The following is a 17,824-nucleotide window of genomic DNA, read 5'->3' as shown; positions in this document are numbered from 1 at the left end:
ACTATGACGCTATACAAACAACTAGTCGCAGGGATGATTGCGGTGTTTATTCTGTTGTTGATTTCGGTTTTTACCATCGAATTCAACACCACTCGCAACAGTCTTGAACAACAACAACGTTCTGAGGTCAACAACACCATCAATACGGTGGGTTTGGCTTTAGCACCTTATTTGGAGAAAAAAGACACTATTGCGGTAGAGTCGGTGATCAATGCCCTGTTTGATGGCAGTAGTTACTCGATCGTACGTCTTATTTTCCTCGATGACGGTACTGAAATTCTGCGCTCATACCCTATCCAACCCAATGATGTGCCAGTTTGGTTTACTCAGTTAAATCTGTTTGAACCCATCCATGATCGGCGTGTTGTAACCAGTGGTTGGATGCAATTGGCGGAAGTGGAAATCGTCAGCCATCCTGGCGCGGCTTACGCTCAACTCTGGAAAGCATTAATTCGTTTAAATATCGCGTTTTTGGCAATCTTAGTGATTGGTATGTTTGCCGTCGCCTTCATTTTGAAGCGCTCTCTAAGACCACTACAACTGATCGTCAACAAAATGGAGCAGGTTGCTAACAACCAATTTGGTGAGCCTCTACCGCGCCCCAACACTCGAGATCTGATTTATGTAGTGGATGGCATCAATAAGATGTCTGAGCAGGTCGAAAACGCCTTTAAAGCCCAAGCCAAAGAGGCGCAGCAACTACGTGAACGCGCTTATCTTGACCCTGTTTCTCATCTTGGCAACCGAGCATACTACATGAGCCAATTGAGTGGCTGGCTCTCTGAAAGCGGCATCGGTGGTGTGGCTATCCTACAAGCTGAATTCATCAAAGAACTTTATGAAGATAAGGGCTATGAAGCGGGTGATGGAATGGTCCGTGAACTGGCTGATCGCCTTAAAAACTCCATCACCATCAAAGATATCTCTATCGCTCGTATCTCCACTTACGAGTTCGGCATCATTATGCCCAACATGGATGAAACTGAGCTCAAAATCGTGGCAGAGAGCATCATCACTTGTGTGGACGACATTAACCCTGATCCTACTGGTATGGCGAAAGCCAATTTATCGCTTGGCGTGGTAAGCAATAAGCGTCAATCCAGCACCACAACGCTCTTGTCTCTGCTGGATAATGCGTTAGCTAAAGCGAAATCCAATCCTGAGCTGAACTACGGCTTTATTAGCAGTGATACTGATAAAATCATCTTGGGCAAACAGCAGTGGAAAACTCTGGTCGAAGAGGCAATCCATAACGACTGGTTTACTTTCCGCTACCAAGCCGCCAACAACAGTTGGGGGAAAACATTCCATCGTGAGGTCTTTTCTGCGTTTGAGAAAGATGGCGTGCGTTACACGGCAAACCAATTCTTGTTTGCCCTTGAACAGCTCAATGCTAGCCATATCTTCGATCAGTACGTGATTGAACGAGTGATTGAACAGCTTGAAAAAGGTGAACTGACCGATCCACTCGCGATCAACATCGCACAAGGCAGCATCTCTCAACCGAGCTTTATCCGTTGGATCAGCCAAACCTTAAGCAAGCATCTTTCTGTGGCCAACTTACTGCATTTTGAGATCCCAGAAGGCTGTTTCGTCAATGAACCGCATTACACTGCGCTATTTTGTAACGCGGTACGCAATGCAGGGGCGGACTTTGGGGTAGACAACTACGGACGTAACTTCCAATCTCTCGACTACATCAACGAGTTCCGTCCTAAATACGTCAAACTGGATTATCTGTTTACTCACCATTTGGATGATGAACGCCAGAAATTTACCCTGACCTCAATCTCGCGCACCGCGCATAACTTAGGGATCACCACCATCGCATCACGGGTTGAAACACAGACTCAGCTCGATTTTCTTTCAGAACATTTCATCGAAGTCTTCCAAGGCTTCATTGTTGATAAGTAACCAAGGTCAGAGGCATGCAAGATACGTTACTCAATTCGCTGGTGTACGTAAGCCGTTATTATGGTTTAGCGAATTCTCCTGAAGCACTGATCAACGGCTTACCGTTGGCTGACGGCAAGCTCACGCCTTTTCTGTTTCCTCGCTCGGCGGAAAGAGCTGGGCTGATCGCAAAAGAAAACCGCGCGCCATTAGACCAAATTCCTCATCTGGTGTTTCCTGTGGTATTGCTGCTCAAAGGCGGTGAGGCCTGCGTACTCAATAGCATCAATCAGGAAACGCAAGAGGCTGAAATTGTTACCGCAGAGTCGGGGTTAGTCCCCGTCGCTTACTCGCTCAGTGATTTAGAAGCGATGTATATTGGCCGTTACTTTATGGTCAAAAAGCAGTTTCGCTTTGATGAACGCTCACCAGAAGTCCTGAAACCCAGAGATGGGCACTGGTTTTGGAGCACCATCTATAAATCCAAGCATATTTATCGCGATGTGTTGATCGCGTCACTGCTGATTAACTTGTTTGCCGTTGCAGCGCCGATGTTTTCACGGATTGTGTACGACAAAGTCGTCCCCAATTTGGCTTTTGAAACCTTGTGGGTGCTCTCTAGCGGCATCTTAGTGATCTTTTTGTTCGATTTCGTTTTTAAAATGCTGCGCAGCTACTTCATTGATGTCGCAGGAAAAAAATCGGACATACTGATCTCTTCCAAACTGTTTAGCAAAGTGATGGGCATCCGCATGGAGGCTCGCCCACCTTCGGTTGGTGCTTTTGCTCGCCATTTGCAAGAGTTTGAATCGATTCGTGAATTTTTTACATCCGCGACGATTTCTTCACTGATTGATCTGCCATTCGCCTTGCTCTTTTTAGTGTTGATCTGGTTAATGGCTGGACATTTGGTGTGGGTGCCTGTGATCGGTGTCCTGATTTTGGTGATTTACTCATTTCTCATTCAAAGCCGCTTAAAACGGGCAATTGAAGAAGGCTCAAGACTCGCCTCACAAAAGTACGCCAACCTCATCGAATGCTTAGCAGGACTAGAAACGGTGAAGCTGTTTGGCGCGCAAGGACAATTCCAGTACCGCTGGGAAGAAGCCGTAGCGCACATGGCGAATTGGAACATTAAAAGTCGCCGCATCACCGATAGCATTCAAAACACCGCTGGTTTTGTGCAGCAAGCCGCCAATATCGGCATGATCATTGTCGGGGTCTACCTGATTTCCAACGGTGACCTGACCATGGGTGGACTGATTGCCGCCACTATGCTCAGTGGCCGTGCGATTGGCCCCTTAGTGCAGCTCTCACTGCTTTCAACCCGTTACAACCAAGCCAAATCTTCTATGACCATCATTGAACAAGTGATGTCGATGCCTGACGAACAGGAAGAAGGTAAACGCTATATCCACCGTCCCATCATTCAAGGCAAGATTGAGCTGGACCGCGTGACTTTCCATTATCCAAATTCACCTATCGCCTCTGTCCGTGATTTAAGCCTTACCATCCACCCAGGTGAAAAAGTGGCGATCATTGGTCGAATTGGTTCTGGTAAAACCACGCTTGAGCGTTTGATCATGGGCCTGTACAAGCCAACTGAAGGGCATGTGCGAATTGATGATACGGATATCTCACAGCTGCATCACATCGATATTCGCCGCAATATTGGGTGTGTACCGCAAGACAGTGTGCTGTTTTATGGCTCGATCCGCGACAACATTACGCTCGGTCGCCCACTTTCCGATGATCGTGAGGTGATGGATGCGGCCAACCGAGCGGGGGTTACGGTCTTTACTCAACAAGATCCTGCGGGGCTAGAACGTCAAGTGGGTGAAGGGGGTATGCTGCTCTCGGGTGGTCAACGTCAATCGGTGTCGATTGCGCGCGCTTTCCTTGGCCGCCCTCCCGTCTTACTGATGGATGAACCCACCAGCGCGATGGATAACCGATCAGAAATGCACATTAAGCAACAACTTAGCCAACTCAAGCCGAGTGAGACGCTGATCCTTATCACCCACAAAACCTCGATGCTAGATGTGGTTGACCGCGTTATTGTGATGGAGAAAGGCTGCATTATTGCCGATGGTCCAAAGCACGAAGTGCTGAACGATCTGCGCCAAGGTAATGTACGCGCTGTGCAATAGTTTGATGTCTTTACATCACAAGGTTTAGCGATGAAAAAGGGAACTCAAGGTTCCCTTTTTATTATTCCGCAGATTTATTACTCCACAGACAGATTGCACGACTCCGCTTCCGTTAGCAGACTTAAATACCAATATCTTCCGCTTCCAATAGTGAAGAGAGCTTAATTTCGTATTGGTTAAATTTGAAAATCGAGGCGCCGTGTTCTCGCTTGGTCAGCACTTTCTCATCACCAAACTGAATCGTGACATGGGTAAACACTTTATTTTTCGCTTCCACCGTATTTTCCAATAGCTGCTGCTCAAACTCTTCATTGAGCATATCCAAAGCGAGTTTGATTTTTTCCATCTGGGTCGACGCGTCTGCTTTCGCGGTTTCTATTTCTTGAGCTTCTTCATCGCTACGTTCTGCTTTCGGACGTTTTTTAAACTCGATTTCACGCCGAATCAACGCCATAGTCGTGTCTTGTGCTTGCTTATAGAGTTCTTTGTGTTTGTTGATTCTCTCTTTATAACTTTGGTAACGCGCAAAAGCCTCAACATGAGTCGCCGTGTCGCCCTCCACTCCGAGATTAAAGCAGAGCACTTTCCCGCCCACTTTGGCGTTTCCTGCACTGAGTGTGCCTTGGGTCATTTTGCTGTCGAGCACCGTCAAATCATTTCCACAACGGATAATATTGCCAATGCTGTGTACGCCAAGATGGATAAAATCCGCCGCTTGTAGCTCAACATACTGCGCATAGTTAGCGCGAATACTGCCGCCAGATTTCACCACGCAGCTACGCTCTTCATCATCCGTCACCATGTGTCCAATGATACCTTTACCGACCTCGATATCACCTTGCGCTTGAACGTTAGCGGATTCAATAAAACCGCCAACCGTAATCGACCCCGTCGCGCGAACAATCATGCCCGGCTCAATATCCCCAGCAATCACGACATTACCTTTAAAGCGGATATGCCCAGTGGCCACACTGACATGATTTAGGCAAAGCGCACTGTCCACTTCTATGGTGTTCTTTTTAATAAGGGGCATGCCCGCTTGACTGGCAAGCAACAAATTGGGGTCATTCGGGGAGATATGGGTACCTTTACCCGCCACCAGCGCGGATTCTTTACCAGGCTTAGGTTGGATCTGTTTACCCTGAACGGTGTAACCCATCTCGCCTTTGGTCGCAGGCAAACGGCGCATCACAGGATCATTTTCACCAACCGTGATGGTCTCTCCTAAGTTGCGCATATCGAGTTTATTTTCACCCTCTTTCTGCTGAGGACGCAGTACGCGCTTCGAGACGTCTTCGACTAATGGAACAAATTGAGTATCACGCCCTTGGATGGGCTCCTTGCCACGAGCGACAGGCTGAGTAAACACCTCACCGGGTTTTAATTGGCCACTCACCAGCAGTACTTTTTTCAATGCCAGTTTGTTAATTCCTTTCAGCACGCTGGCTTGTGCTAGAGCGTGAACCAGTTCATTACCGCGTAGACCGCGCCCGCCATAAGCTCCAGTGACGACCATGCTGGCTAGCATTTCTTTCTCGCCAAGCACAACAGAAACTGTCGCGTTACGCACTTCAGCAACCACGACACCTTCAAACGCAGCGCGCTTACTTTCTTTCACACAATTGATAAAACGAGTGACTTCCTCATCCAATATGAACAGTTTACCCGCTCCAATTTGTGCCAATACCATAGGCAATTCGCTGCGATTGAGCTCCTTAACGGCACCTTGCGCACCTAATTTTGCGATCACTTTCTGTCTATCTGGCGTAAGTTCGAGTATCTCTTTCCACATAACGCTTTATCTTTTACGGTACAGAATATCCATGAATTGAGTGTATAAGAAGAATACAGATAGCTAAACTGCGCAGCCCGCAAATTCGGGCTTAGGTCACTCTGTAAATCACCAAAAGGAGTTATTTATAAACTAATCGGAAGGGTTTAGATGAGAAAACGGGCACTTTTTTTGCCCGCGGAATCGTCAACGAGCAGCCGTTTACACTGTAAACCGTACGGCAAAGGTCAGTGAACCATGCCAACAAACCATGCCAACAAAACAATAACATCAGCTAGGCAGAGAATAGTGCAGCGTGTCTTTGCGAGCGAAGGAGTATACCGCTGTCACTCGGCGGCCTTGATTGGAATACTCCAAAGACTCACACAACTGGGTCGCAAGAAGAATACCTCGCCCATAGCTTTTTTCACTATTGCCATCTTTTAAAGCTTGGCAATCAAAGCCTTTACCACTGTGCTCTAAATCGATTTCAATACGTTGATTTTCTGGCTGGTAGTTAACCTTGAGGATCAACCAGTGGTATTCAGGCAAGGTTTGCAATCGTTTATCGCGCAACTGATAAAACTCAAAGAAACCGTCTGGTGTTTCTTTCAACGAGGAATCGAGCTCCAATAACCCGTGCTCTATAGCATTGGCAAACAGTTCTGAAAGTACTGAACAGAGTAAGTCGAGATCCTCACCACCGCTGACAATCCCAGTTAAAAAACGGCGTACTTCATTCATCAGGGAAATTTTACGCAGAACATCAGCGGGGAAATGCAATTCTGTCTGTAGGGGGATGCAGCTCAATACCACCTTGGGTAGGGCTTTATCACTCGGGTTACTGTTGGTGATAGGGAATGTCATGGTCAAAATAGAGAGATCATCCCCTTTTCCCCGATTCGAAAATTTTTTCACCGCATCATACAAAGTCGGAATCAAAGCCTCGGAATAGGCTTGCGTCAATACTTGTTCAAGACGCTCTTGGCCGAAGTATTCTCCTTGTTCGTTCATTGCTTCAATAATGCCATCGGTATAACAAACCAGCTTTTGATTAGGTTCGAGTTTGAAATGCTGCACATCCGCTTCAAACTCATTGGAAGACAGTACACCAAGTGGCATATGATTAGAGATTAAACGGCTCACTATCTTGCCATGGTTATCGAGTAAATATGCCTCAGGTAACCCTCCCCCCCACCAAGAGACTTCAAAGCCGTTAGCACGTACTTCAAACACACTAGCAGCCAACATCATTCCAATAGGTAAAAAACGCTCTAAGGAGTGATTCAATTCAATCACCATCTCTCCCAGCGATAAGCCCTTTTGTGCAGTGGAGAAGAAAGTTCTGGTTGCGGGAATCGTCGAGATCGCCGCAGGTAAACCGTGACCTGTGGCATCTGCAATCATCACATAGACTCCGCCGTGAGGCCGATTTGCGACCACAATCAAATCGCCATTAAAAATGGTCGATGGTGTAGAGATGTAATGTATCCCGAAAATGTGCTCAACTTGATGGCACATTTCTTCCATCAGGTTAGTGAAAATCGATTCTGAAATCGCGTAATCATACTGGACTTGCTCACGGAAATGGCGCAGCTCATCACGTTGTTCCATAACCTCATTATGCATCCTCACAATGCGATAATGTGCCTGCACTTTGGCAATGAGCACACTGCGTTCTACTGGCTTTAGGATGAAATCGTCACCCAGTGCTAAACACTTTTCAAACGAATCGCGATCGTCTAATACCGTCAGAAAAATGATCGGAATATGGTGCTTCACAAACGCTTGGCGGATCTCTTTAGCGGTGACAAATCCGTCTTTAATCGGCATCATCACATCAAGCAGAATCACATCGGGCAGGATTTCCATTGCACGCATCGCATCAATCGCTTGCTGCCCATCTTCAAAAGTGTCTATGTGTGATGCGATGTGCGCCAAGATAAATCGGCACAATTCACGGTTAGTACCGTGGTCATCCACTATCATTACTCTCACCGCTATCTCTCCTTTGAGCGATTTATTCGATATCGAATTTCTTATTAAAGCGTGATATCAGGAGGATTTTTCTCACCTGGGGTAAGACATTGACAATTCGAATCGCGCCGTCCGCTTGCTCTAGGTATTTCTGCATATTGAGCAACATGCCCAGCCCAGCACTATCGATATAGTCGACTTTGCGTAAATCTATGGTGAATCGATGATCATGCCGTTTGGCATAACTTGCACGAAAGTCGTGAACCAAGTTGAAGCAAAAAGCCCCTTCAATCGAAACGGTGATGTGTTTGTTGTGGCTATCAATGTTCGTGTGCACACTCATGGTGATCTCCTAAAATAACTCGACTTCGCCTTCATCTATGCTGTGCTGGTTGGCAGCCAATGCCCCACGATTACGTGAGCGCTCTTGTAATGCCACGAGACTTTCAATCACGGGTTGCACATCACGTGAGTTGGATTGCACTGCCTTTAACAAGCTGGTTGCTTCTTGTAAAAAGGCCATTGAGCCCAGTGCGTAGTCGCCTTGTTGAGAAACAATGTCCGTAAATTGCAATGCCCGTGTGCCTGCACGAACTTGTTGGGTCAGTTGTTGCCCTAGTCGCTGAAGTTTATTCACTTCTTGCTCTATTTCCGTATTCAACTGCTGAACGCCACGCAGCATATAATCCACTTTTTCTTTTGACTCAATGGCTTGAGTCATATCAAATGAGGCCATTTCACCCACTGTACGGTTGGCAATATCCACCGTGTCTTGGGCGACTTTCATTTCAGCTTCAATCTGAGTATTCAAACTCGCGGCCTGAATAGAGAGATTACGGACTTCTTGTGCCACGACGGCAAAACCGCGTCCTGCCTCGCCCGCTCGCGCCGCTTCAATGGCGGCGTTCAGCGCCAGTAAATTGGTCTGCTCAGACAAACTGCGCACTTGATTCAGCAGTTTAAAAACCATATCCAGCTTTTGCGACATATCGTGAATGCTATGTACAGCTGAGATACTTTTTTCTGACACATCCACCAAGATTTGCACAAATTGCTGAATGATCTCTTCCGTTTTGGGTAAAACCTGCATCAGATCAAACTCACTGCCTTGGTTAGCCAGTAAGTTATCCACCAATTGAGTCGAGATGGCGGATTGCTCCTCACTGGCTCTTTGTAAACCAATAAAACTACTGTTGATGGTTTCTGCAGACGTGTTAACGACTTGGCGCTGCTTCTGTAAAGGGTCAGTGATTCGTTGAATATTCTCTTTTAAGATCTGCTCAATCAGACTAAGCGCCTGTTGATGCCCAGCAGATAACTGAGTTTCATCTGCTGGCAAAGCTGCTGTGACATTAGGTTGCGGGATAAAACCGACCAACCATGGCAGTAACGCGCTACAAACTGCGATCAATCCTAACCACCAATCCTGCCCAAATTGAAAAAGCACCAGCAACAAGAGTAGTTGCCCTGTCAGTACCGCCGTTATTTTGTGTGTTCTGGTTATCATCCTAAGCCTCTCGACGTCTTTCTGGTGTTATGCGTACTGATGTTATGCGCGCTTTCTTTGTAGTTGTTCAACAATCCAAGCCGCCATTGCCCCTAAAGGCTTAACCACATCGGTCGCGCCGAGCTCAATCGCCACTCGCGGCATTCCCCACACCACGCTTGATTGTTCATCCTGAGCTGCGGTCGCCGCTCCTTGTTGATGCATCGCCAACATGCCTTTCGCGCCATCTTGTCCCATTCCGGTCAATAAAATCCCCATCGCTTTACTGCCTACATGCTGAGCAATCGAATCAAACATGACATCCACTGAAGGTTTGTGCCGATTCACCGCAGGTCTGTCATCTAACTCGACATACAGTTTCCCAGCCCGTTTCACGACTACGATATGCTTATCGCCTGGAGCGAGATAGGCGCAGCTGCTCTCAAGTGCTGTCGTTGGTTGTGTCACCTCTTGTACATGGAGAGCGCTGCTGTCATTTAATCGTTTCGCTAAGGAGGCCGTAAACTGCGCGCCAATATGCTGAGTCATGACGATAGGAGGTAAGCCAGAAGGTAATGCTGCGAGGACTTGTTTGACGGCCTCCGTACCACCAGTAGAAGAGCCGATAGCAATCAACTGGTAATCGGTGGAAACTCGCTCCGTAATGGGGGCAGAAACCGTCGCACTCTGCACAAACCCTACATTGGCTTGTGCCGCCATTTTGATTTTGTCATTCACCAAGTTTTTATAATTGAGCATCTCTGCTGGGTTATCTGAAGAAGGTTTGGGGAAATAATCCACGGCGCCTAACTCAAGAGCCGCCAACGTTGCCTCCGCCCCATGCTGGGTTAAGGTAGAGATCATCACCACAGGTAATGGATGAAGGCGCATCAGATTTTTAAGAAACTGCACACCATTCATTTTGGGCATTTCAACATCTAAGGTCACCACATCGGGTTGATGGTGCTTAATCAGTTCACGAGCTTGATAAGGATCTTCTGCGCAGGCCACCACTTGCAACACTGGGTCGCTATCTATCAACTGGGTTAATAAAGCCCGAAATACCGGAGAATCATCCACAATCAAGACTTTGATTTTTTTCATTGAAACAACTCCACATCGTCAGAGGGAATTTGCCTATCTATGCTGTGCTGATAGAGTTCTTCGTCCTGTTTAATTGCATGTGCCGAACTAAATCCAATGCGTTTTACCCATGCCTGACCGGTCTGTGGGTCAAACAACAATTTTCGCGGTTGAGCGCCTCCCAAGTCTTGCGCCACGACGTTTAACTTTTCACGCTTGGCATACTCAAGCACAAACTCGACGTTTTTTTCCCCAACCAGCGACTGATACCCCATTAAGTGAGCACCGCCAAACAACTTAAAACTCAATCTCTCCCGCTCAGCACCCATGGATAATAGGCGGTTGATCAAAAGTTCCATTGCATAACATCCATAGCGAGAAGTGTCCGATAATAAAGCCTGCGGATGCCAATGATGGCTCTCAAACTGGTTATGAAAAGGCAGTAGGAAATGGTTCATTCCGCCCACTTTCATTTCGATATCCCAAGCACAAGCTGAAACACAAGAACCCAACCCGGTATGGATAATTTCTTGATCTGTGGTTGTATAAACGCCTCCTGGCATCACCTTGACCCAATGTCGATGATCGCTAGGATGGTTGAAACGATGGTAATGCCCCTTCGCCTCTTCCTGTTTTAATCTGCGCTTGGTGGCAAGTTTACTGTCTGACATAAATAGTATGTCCCAGATGATGGAAAAGAGAGCTACAACGGCCAACACTCTCTGAATGCCCTAGCATCAGTACGCCACCCGGCTTGAGTTGCTGGTGAAAACGTTCAATCAACTGTTCTTGGGTCGGACGATCAAAATAGATCATCACATTACGGCACAAGATAAGATCCAGCTTCTGTTTAAACGGCCATTCCTGAATCAGATTCAATTGGTGAAAGTCGATGTAGCGTTGCAAACTCTGTTTAATCTTCATATTGCCTTGCTGATCTTTGACCCCACGGACGAAACAACGACGCAAATACCGTTCAGGAATCGAGCTTTGCGATTCAATGGGATAAATCCCCAAACTCGCTTTCTCTAACACTGCCGTATCCAGATCGGTTGCCCAAATTTTGACATCCGGACAAAAATTCATGACTCCTGCATGGTCTAAAACCGAGACTAGAGTGTAAGGCTCTTCACCAGTCGAACATCCCGCTGACCAAAAACGCAGTTGGCCTACCCGCTCTTTACTCCACTCGGGAACCAATACTTTTTCAATAAATTCAAAATGATGGCTCTCACGGAAAAATTCTGTTTTGTTGGTGGTCAAGGTATTAATGAAGTGAATACGCTCCTGCTCATCACTTTCAATCAGCTCACGAAATTGTGCAAAACGGCGCAAACCCTTACGACGCATCTGCCGACTCAAGCGGCCATACACCATGGTACGCTTGGAATCCGGGAGATAAATTCCGACCGTTTTATGCATAAACCATTGAATAAATTTGAAATCTTTATCTGTGAGTTCAAATTCTTGCTCATTGACCGCCAACATACGTTATCCCTAGATTAGAATTCTTCCCATTCGTCACCTTCTTCTGCCGCCCGAGCTGGCATTTTATGTACAGCCTGATGTATCGGTGCTTTATGCATGCTAACCACAGGCTTAGTTTTGGGTGGCGTTGATTGGCGAGGTTTGCGCTCAAAAGTGGTGACATTATTTTCGGTGACAAAGAAATTCATCAAATTAAGCAGCTCTTTTCCTTCATCTTTGAGTGACTGACTCGCCGCTGATGTTTCTTCCACCAGCGAAGCGTTCTGCTGGGTCATTTCATCCATAGCAGCAATCGCTCGGTTGATTTCATCAATACCCGTGGATTGCTCCACACTGGAAGCGGCGATCTGTGCAATCAGATCCGAGACTCTCACTACCGCTTCAACAATTTCTTTAAGTGTCGATCCCGATTCATTGACTAAGCGTGAGCCTTCATTCACCTTATCGACACTATCGTTAATCAAACCTTTAATCTCTTTCGCCGCTCCGGCACTACGCTGCGCGAGATTACGCACTTCTCCGGCAACCACGGCAAAGCCGCGACCTTGTTCACCAGCCCGCGCCGCTTCTACCGCAGCATTCAGAGCCAACAAGTTGGTTTGGAAAGCGATTTCATCAATCACGCTAATGATGTCCGCAATTTTCTTACTGGCGGTATTGATTGCCCCCATCGCGCTGATGGCTTCACCAACCACTTCTCCGCCTCGGGCAGCTTTTTTCGCCGCATCGGTTGCAAGTAGATTGGCATCTTTCGCGTTATCCGCATTTTGACGCACGGTTGCCGTTATCTCTTCCATACTGGCGGCAGTTTCTTCCAAATTGGAGGCCTGAGCTTCTACCCGTTGGCTAAGATCGTTATTGCCATCCGCTATCTCTGTAGAAGCGGTCGCAACTCGAGCAGAAGAAACGGTAATTTTGTCGACCATATTGCGTAGGTTCACAATCGAAGCGTTGACCGCACTGGCTAATCGACCAAATTCGCCTTGGTACTCTTCAGACATGCTGGTATTGAGATCGCCTTCAGCCACTCGGCTCATCACCGTAATACACTGGCCTAATGGTTCCACCAGCGTGTTAAGCAAGTTATTGATGCCATCCCCCAACTCACGCATAAAACCGTTGTAACCACTGGTGTTGATCCGGTCATGCAGGTCACCTTTAATCGCTTTTTGGATCAAAAACTCCACTTGGCGCTGGCCATCACGCTGCTCAGTAATATCCATCCACTGCAGAGCGGGGCCTATGTATTCGCCTTTCGTATCGCGCATCGCAATACAAGTCAGGTTAAACTCTAAAGAGCCAACTTTTATCATGGAGGAGAAAGGCAAGCGTTCTGGGTTGCTAATGATCGAACGTTGATGTGCAGGATTTTTATGGAAAATGTCGATATTTTTCCCCACCAACTCAGCGGCTTTAAAGCCGGGAAAGGCCTGCGCGAGTTCTGGTTCACGGTGGGTCAACAGTTGCAACAGTGCGGGGTTAAGATATTGAATAATCCCCTCTTTATCCGCCATCATCAAGTTGGTCGTCATGCCTTCGACCGCCGAAGCTAAACGACCTATTTGCTGCTCACGCAGGAGCTCTTCGGTCACATCACGCCATTCCAAGGTATTGCCAATGTAAGAACCGCGATCATCAATAATCGCACCTACAATCAGCTCTATTTTTACCCCTTTGATGTTGATGACGGTGGTGTAGGGTAAATGGCTCGGATCCGCGAGCATGGTGCGCTGATGGCGAGGATTAAGATGAAAATGGTCAATGCAGTAGCCCTGTAAAAAATCGGCCTCGGCACGAAAATCAGGCCAGACACTACGAAACAACGTTTCGTGTTGTTTTAGCAGCTTGAGCGTTTGATTATTGAAGTAGGTGATCCGAAAGTCGCGATCTATCATCATCAGTGCTGTTTGTGCCGCATTGAGTGCGGAAAGCAATTGATAGTTAGATAAACCGCTTTGGGTCTCCGACTCGTCAAATTCGCTTGTGGCGCTCTCCTTGGCTGGCTCAACAAACTGGGGCACAACCTGTTGTTTACGATTCCAAAATGCCATGTGTCTTCCCTCGTTATATGCTTTCGGCAGTGGTGCTTAAGCGTAGCGCCTCAACGTCGAACAGCGCATCAATATCAATAAGAACCAGATGTTTGCTTTTCACTGCCGCAATTCCTTTCACGTATTGGTTGCCGATCACAGTGGAAATACTGGGCGCGTGTTTGATCTCTTGCTCAGACAAGGCATACACCTCAGCGACCGCATCCACAATCAGCCCCAAAGGCTGCTGATTCGCCGCATTAATCACCACCACCACTGTGGTAGCGTTAATTTCAACCGGCACTAAGCCTAAGCGACGCTTCAGATCGACAATCGGAATGTACTCGCCACGAATATCCAGCAAGCCAATCACAAACGGTGGCGCATTAGGCAGGATGCGCACAGGACTCCATCCACGCACTTCACGCACTTCTAGGATCGGGATGCCGTACTCTTCATCATCTAAAACGAAACTGAGAAATTCACGCTGCATCATGCTTGTCCCTCATTAAGGATTCGGTCCATATCCAGCAATGCATCACTGTCTAGCAAAGACATCACCTCATCCCCGACATTCAAAATGCCACTTAAAAAAGGCACCACCATGCTCTCACCGATTGCCGGATGCAGCGGCATATCGCCTTGGCCAATCACATCGCTGACGGAATCAACCACTAAACCCATAAGGCGTTTTTGCTCTTGTTCGCGAGCACTCAAGATCAAGACAACCGTTGTTGGCAAATACTCGTATTGGGTGAGTCCAAAGCGTTGACGTAAATCGATAATGGGAACAATCATGCCGCGCAGGTTAATCACGCCTTTAACAAAATGCGGCGCTCTCGGGATCGGCGTAGGTTTTTCCCAAACACGGATCTCTTCGACATGAGATAAGGTCACCCCGTAAAGCTCAGTTCCGAGCATAAAACTTAAAAAATCTGCGCCCCCAGTCAGCCCCATATCCATCGACAAGATTGGCTCAAGAGCGGCACTGGATGATGTGGTCAGATTCGCTGAATTCATACCTGCTCCTATGCCGCTTTGCCTTTGGTCGTGGAAGATGAACTGCGCTTCATAAAGTGTGCGATCAAGCCAGGAATATCGAGGATCAAAGAGACGGAGCCGTCACCCAAAATCGTGGCTCCGGAGATCCCAGCCACTTTCGCATAATTGGATTCTAGGCTTTTGATCACCACTTGCTGCTGATCAAGCAGATCATCCACCAGCAAACCCACCCTGTGCCCTGCTGATTCGACAAAACAGATCAAGCGTTTCTCTAAGCTGCCACTACGCCCCATCGCAAGCTCATCTTGCAAACGTAAAATCGGGATATTTTCTTCGCGCAATCGGTAGAGTTCGATCCCACCTGCAGCATGTTTGACACTGGCAGTGTTGATCTGAATCGATTCGACGATCGTCAGCAGCGGGATGACATAAACCTGATCGGCCACTTTGACCAACTGACCGTCCAAAATCGCCAGTGTCAGAGGCAGACTGATGGTAAAACGGCTTCCTCGGCCTAATTCGGAATCGACTTCAATCTGTCCACCTAGCTCTTCAATGTTGCGTCTCACCACATCCATACCGACACCACGGCCTGAGATGTCTGAGACTTGCTCGGCGGTAGAAAACCCGGGCGCAAAAATTAAATTGATGATCTGTTTATCGGTCAGATCGCTACGTTGGGTCTGAGGCTCTAACACCCCCTTTTCCACCGCTTTGCGCCAAAGCTTGTCGCAATCAATCCCTGCCCCATCGTCACTGATTTCGACAATGATCGAGCCACCTTGATGAAAGGCTTTTAACGTGATCACTCCCGTTTCAGGCTTACCTTTGGCAAGGCGGACATCCGGCATTTCAACACCATGATCGATACCGTTGCGCACCAAATGCACGAGAGGATCCACAATCCGTTCGAGCACAGTTTTATCCAGCTCCGTTTGTTCACCTTGGATTTGTAAATCGACTTTTTTCCCCAAACGACCACACAAATCCCGAACTAAACGGGGAAAACGACTAAACGCAAAACTCATCGGTAGCATGCGAATATTGAGTACGTTTTCTTGCAGATCTTTACTGTTTTGCAGCAGCTGCGCTAAACCGGCTTTTAACTTGTCCAATTTATCCATTGAAAAGTCATTACCGAGTTCGGTGAGCATGGATTGGGTAATCACTAACTCGCCGACCAAATTAATCAGGTTATCGACTTTCTCGATATCAACGCGGATAGAGGAGACACTTGAGTCCGTTTTCGCAGGCTTGTTAGTCGCGGACTCTTTGGGGGGAGCGACAGTTGCAACCGGCGGTTCTACCGCAGGTAAGTCAACGATGGCAACAGGCTCGACCTGAGTTTGGGGGTTGCTTTGAAGCGTCGCTGCAGGAGCAGCCTGCTCATCCTCTACATGAGCGCTAGCCTCGTCACTGAGTATTGGGGCGATGTGCAAATCACACTCATCTTCAACCCAGTCGAACAACTCACGCACATCGTTTTCCGACACATCTCCTGTTAACCAGATCGTCCAACTCAGATAACAGAGTTCAGGATCGATTTCGGCTAACTCTGGTAGGGCTTGATGGTCTAGCTCTATTTGATATTCAGAACCTAACTCACGCAGCTCACGTAAGATACGCAGCGGGTCATTACCACTATAAAACAGTGTTTGATGAGGAACAAAACGGATGCGCCAGGCTTGTGCCGTCGCATCTGGGGTTGCAATAGCATCGGCGTACGTATTGGATGCGTGCGTATTGGATGATACGGGCTGCGCTGGACTCATTACCCTATCGGCTCCCTGATCCGCTAACAAGGCTTGCAGTTCAGCCCCGACTTGCTGTTTCAAGGCTTCGTCAATCGCTGTCTCTTGTTCCCGACTATCCAACATGTTGCGTATGACATCGCAGCTTTTGAGCAAGGTATCAACACCTTGTGCGGTGAGCTGCTTTTTCTGGTTGCGGATTAAATCGAGGTAGGTTTCGACCGCATGAGTAAATTCGCTGATCTCATGCAAATTGAAGGTGCCGGCTCCCCCTTTGATCGAGTGAGCCGCACGAAAAATCGTATTGAGTACCTCAAGATCGACCTGAGAAGGATCCAGTTGCAACAGTTCCCCTTCCAAAGTCTCAAGATTTTCACGGCATTCAACATGAAAAATCTTGCGCAGTTGTTCCATATCTAAAGCCATAACTCACCCGCCCACTGACTAGTTTTGATTATTTTAGAGTTCAGCTTTTACAAAACGCGCTGCAAAGTTTTTAGCAGGGTTTCTGGGTTGAAGGGTTTGACTAGCCATCCTGTTGCACCGACTGCTTTGCCCTCTTGTTTTTTTTCTGGGCTGGTTTCGGTGGTTAACATCAAAATGGGAGTGAACTTGTACTGGCTTTGCATACGCACCGCTTTCACAAACTCAAAACCTGTCATCACTGGCATGTTGACATCAGAGATGATGACGTCAAAACGCGCCTTCTGCGCTTTGGCTAAAGCTTCACGCCCGTCGGCTGCCGTTTCAACCTCATATCCCGCATCCTTCAAAGTATGAGAAACCATTTGTCGAATCGAAATTGAATCATCTACTGCCAAAACTTTTGCCATAGTGTTTCCCTCATTCACTCTTTAGCTGCATCAGGTCTGCCATCCCCAGTAGGGCAAGTCCTTCTGCTAACACGTCAGATAATTGTTCAAAATGGATCTGCTGCCCATTGTGCTGTGCGGTGATAAATAAGGAAGCCAAGAGTTGAAGACCTGCGGCATCCACTCGAGTAACGGCGCGACCATCAATCACTATCGGTGCTTCTTGGCTCATCCACGACAAAAACTGCTGCTTGCACTCTTGTACATGCGCAATGTCCAGAACTTCATTCAGTATCAACATGGAAATCCAAACCTTTAAGATGAAATGAATAGTCAACCATTTTCTTACTTCCCGATTTTGAGTTTAGGAGGGATTAGCCA

The 17,824-nt window shown here is 47.4% G+C and carries 15 protein-coding genes; 2 read left to right on the top strand and 13 right to left on the bottom strand.

Annotated features, from left to right (window positions below; translation table 11 throughout):
• Window positions 1–3 precede the first annotated feature (3 nt).
• Both R4537_RS00125 and R4537_RS00120 read left to right on the top strand, forming a co-directional pair.
• Window positions 4–1,914 carry a bifunctional diguanylate cyclase/phosphodiesterase gene (locus tag R4537_RS00125; protein WP_071178917.1) on the top strand — a complete coding sequence of 637 codons (1,911 nt, stop codon included), beginning with the start codon at window positions 4–6 and terminating at the stop codon, window positions 1,912–1,914.
• 14 nt (window positions 1,915–1,928) lie between these two features.
• Window positions 1,929–4,043: a type I secretion system permease/ATPase gene (locus R4537_RS00120; protein WP_071178916.1), complete on the top strand. Its 2,115-nt coding sequence runs from the start codon at window positions 1,929–1,931 to the stop codon at window positions 4,041–4,043.
• A gap of 121 nt (window positions 4,044–4,164) precedes the next feature.
• Here the strand turns inward: R4537_RS00120 and R4537_RS00115 are convergent, their stop codons facing one another.
• From R4537_RS00115 to R4537_RS00055, 13 genes are all read right to left on the bottom strand, one after another.
• A complete protein-coding gene (locus R4537_RS00115) occupies window positions 4,165–5,835 on the bottom strand; it encodes a DUF342 domain-containing protein (RefSeq protein WP_071178915.1) in 1,671 nt (556 codons plus the stop codon).
• A 270-nt stretch (window positions 5,836–6,105) separates the two neighbouring features.
• Window positions 6,106–7,803, bottom strand: coding sequence for an ATP-binding SpoIIE family protein phosphatase (locus tag R4537_RS00110; RefSeq protein ID WP_071178914.1), 1,698 nt, complete (start codon window positions 7,801–7,803; stop codon window positions 6,106–6,108).
• 31 nt (window positions 7,804–7,834) lie between these two features.
• On the bottom strand, window positions 7,835–8,134 hold the full coding sequence (locus R4537_RS00105; protein WP_000110730.1) for an STAS domain-containing protein: 300 nt from the start codon (window positions 8,132–8,134) through the stop codon (window positions 7,835–7,837).
• A 9-nt stretch (window positions 8,135–8,143) separates the two neighbouring features.
• The gene (locus tag R4537_RS00100) at window positions 8,144–9,298 is read right to left on the bottom strand and encodes a methyl-accepting chemotaxis protein (RefSeq protein ID WP_071178913.1); all 1,155 of its coding nucleotides are present in this window, start codon (window positions 9,296–9,298) and stop codon (window positions 8,144–8,146) included.
• Between the two features lie 42 nt (window positions 9,299–9,340).
• The gene (locus tag R4537_RS00095) at window positions 9,341–10,381 is read right to left on the bottom strand and encodes a protein-glutamate methylesterase/protein-glutamine glutaminase (protein WP_001961540.1); all 1,041 of its coding nucleotides are present in this window, start codon (window positions 10,379–10,381) and stop codon (window positions 9,341–9,343) included.
• Entirely contained in the window at window positions 10,378–11,031 is a 654-nt protein-coding gene (cheD, locus tag R4537_RS00090) for a chemoreceptor glutamine deamidase CheD (protein WP_001284066.1), read from the bottom strand. The genes R4537_RS00095 and cheD overlap by 4 nt, the downstream gene beginning before the upstream one ends.
• Window positions 11,018–11,848 carry a CheR family methyltransferase gene (locus R4537_RS00085; protein WP_033931866.1) on the bottom strand — a complete coding sequence of 277 codons (831 nt, stop codon included), beginning with the start codon at window positions 11,846–11,848 and terminating at the stop codon, window positions 11,018–11,020. Before R4537_RS00085 ends, cheD begins: the two co-directional genes overlap by 14 nt.
• Window positions 11,849–11,862: 14 nt before the next feature.
• Complete coding sequence (locus tag R4537_RS00080) at window positions 11,863–13,899, bottom strand: methyl-accepting chemotaxis protein (RefSeq protein ID WP_071178912.1); 2,037 nt, start codon at window positions 13,897–13,899, stop codon at window positions 11,863–11,865.
• 13 nt (window positions 13,900–13,912) lie between these two features.
• Window positions 13,913–14,374: a chemotaxis protein CheW gene (locus R4537_RS00075; protein ID WP_000983692.1), complete on the bottom strand. Its 462-nt coding sequence runs from the start codon at window positions 14,372–14,374 to the stop codon at window positions 13,913–13,915.
• Window positions 14,371–14,898, bottom strand: coding sequence for a chemotaxis protein CheW (locus R4537_RS00070; protein WP_001083360.1), 528 nt, complete (start codon window positions 14,896–14,898; stop codon window positions 14,371–14,373). Before R4537_RS00070 ends, R4537_RS00075 begins: the two co-directional genes overlap by 4 nt.
• 8 nt (window positions 14,899–14,906) lie before the next feature.
• Window positions 14,907–17,057: a chemotaxis protein CheA gene (locus R4537_RS00065; protein ID WP_071178911.1), complete on the bottom strand. Its 2,151-nt coding sequence runs from the start codon at window positions 17,055–17,057 to the stop codon at window positions 14,907–14,909.
• A 47-nt stretch (window positions 17,058–17,104) separates the two neighbouring features.
• A complete protein-coding gene (locus R4537_RS00060) occupies window positions 17,105–17,464 on the bottom strand; it encodes a response regulator (RefSeq protein WP_001151339.1) in 360 nt (119 codons plus the stop codon).
• A 10-nt stretch (window positions 17,465–17,474) separates the two neighbouring features.
• Complete coding sequence (locus tag R4537_RS00055; RefSeq protein ID WP_000906366.1) at window positions 17,475–17,744, bottom strand: STAS domain-containing protein; 270 nt, start codon at window positions 17,742–17,744, stop codon at window positions 17,475–17,477.
• Between the last annotated feature and the right edge of the window lie 80 nt (window positions 17,745–17,824).

This window comes from Vibrio paracholerae (assembly GCF_037672085.1).
Taxonomy (GTDB): Bacteria; Pseudomonadota; Gammaproteobacteria; order Enterobacterales; family Vibrionaceae; genus Vibrio; species Vibrio cholerae.
The sequence above is the reverse complement of the archived record's forward strand: the minus strand, read 5'-3'. Positions and strand labels throughout refer to the sequence as shown.

Coding starts and splice junctions, on each gene's coding strand:
- R4537_RS00125 (WP_071178917.1), top strand. CDS start 4: ATGACGCTATACAAACAACTAGTCGCAGGGATGATTGCGGTGTTTATT.
- R4537_RS00120 (WP_071178916.1), top strand. CDS start 1,929: ATGCAAGATACGTTACTCAATTCGCTGGTGTACGTAAGCCGTTATTAT.
- R4537_RS00115 (WP_071178915.1), bottom strand. CDS start 5,835: ATGTGGAAAGAGATACTCGAACTTACGCCAGATAGACAGAAAGTGATC.
- R4537_RS00110 (WP_071178914.1), bottom strand. CDS start 7,803: ATGATAGTGGATGACCACGGTACTAACCGTGAATTGTGCCGATTTATC.
- R4537_RS00105 (WP_000110730.1), bottom strand. CDS start 8,134: ATGAGTGTGCACACGAACATTGATAGCCACAACAAACACATCACCGTT.
- R4537_RS00100 (WP_071178913.1), bottom strand. CDS start 9,298: ATGATAACCAGAACACACAAAATAACGGCGGTACTGACAGGGCAACTA.
- R4537_RS00095 (WP_001961540.1), bottom strand. CDS start 10,381: ATGAAAAAAATCAAAGTCTTGATTGTGGATGATTCTCCGGTATTTCGG.
- cheD (WP_001284066.1), bottom strand. CDS start 11,031: ATGTCAGACAGTAAACTTGCCACCAAGCGCAGATTAAAACAGGAAGAG.
- R4537_RS00085 (WP_033931866.1), bottom strand. CDS start 11,848: ATGTTGGCGGTCAATGAGCAAGAATTTGAACTCACAGATAAAGATTTC.
- R4537_RS00080 (WP_071178912.1), bottom strand. CDS start 13,899: ATGGCATTTTGGAATCGTAAACAACAGGTTGTGCCCCAGTTTGTTGAG.
- R4537_RS00075 (WP_000983692.1), bottom strand. CDS start 14,374: ATGATGCAGCGTGAATTTCTCAGTTTCGTTTTAGATGATGAAGAGTAC.
- R4537_RS00070 (WP_001083360.1), bottom strand. CDS start 14,898: ATGAATTCAGCGAATCTGACCACATCATCCAGTGCCGCTCTTGAGCCA.
- R4537_RS00065 (WP_071178911.1), bottom strand. CDS start 17,057: ATGGCTTTAGATATGGAACAACTGCGCAAGATTTTTCATGTTGAATGC.
- R4537_RS00060 (WP_001151339.1), bottom strand. CDS start 17,464: ATGGCAAAAGTTTTGGCAGTAGATGATTCAATTTCGATTCGACAAATG.
- R4537_RS00055 (WP_000906366.1), bottom strand. CDS start 17,744: ATGTTGATACTGAATGAAGTTCTGGACATTGCGCATGTACAAGAGTGC.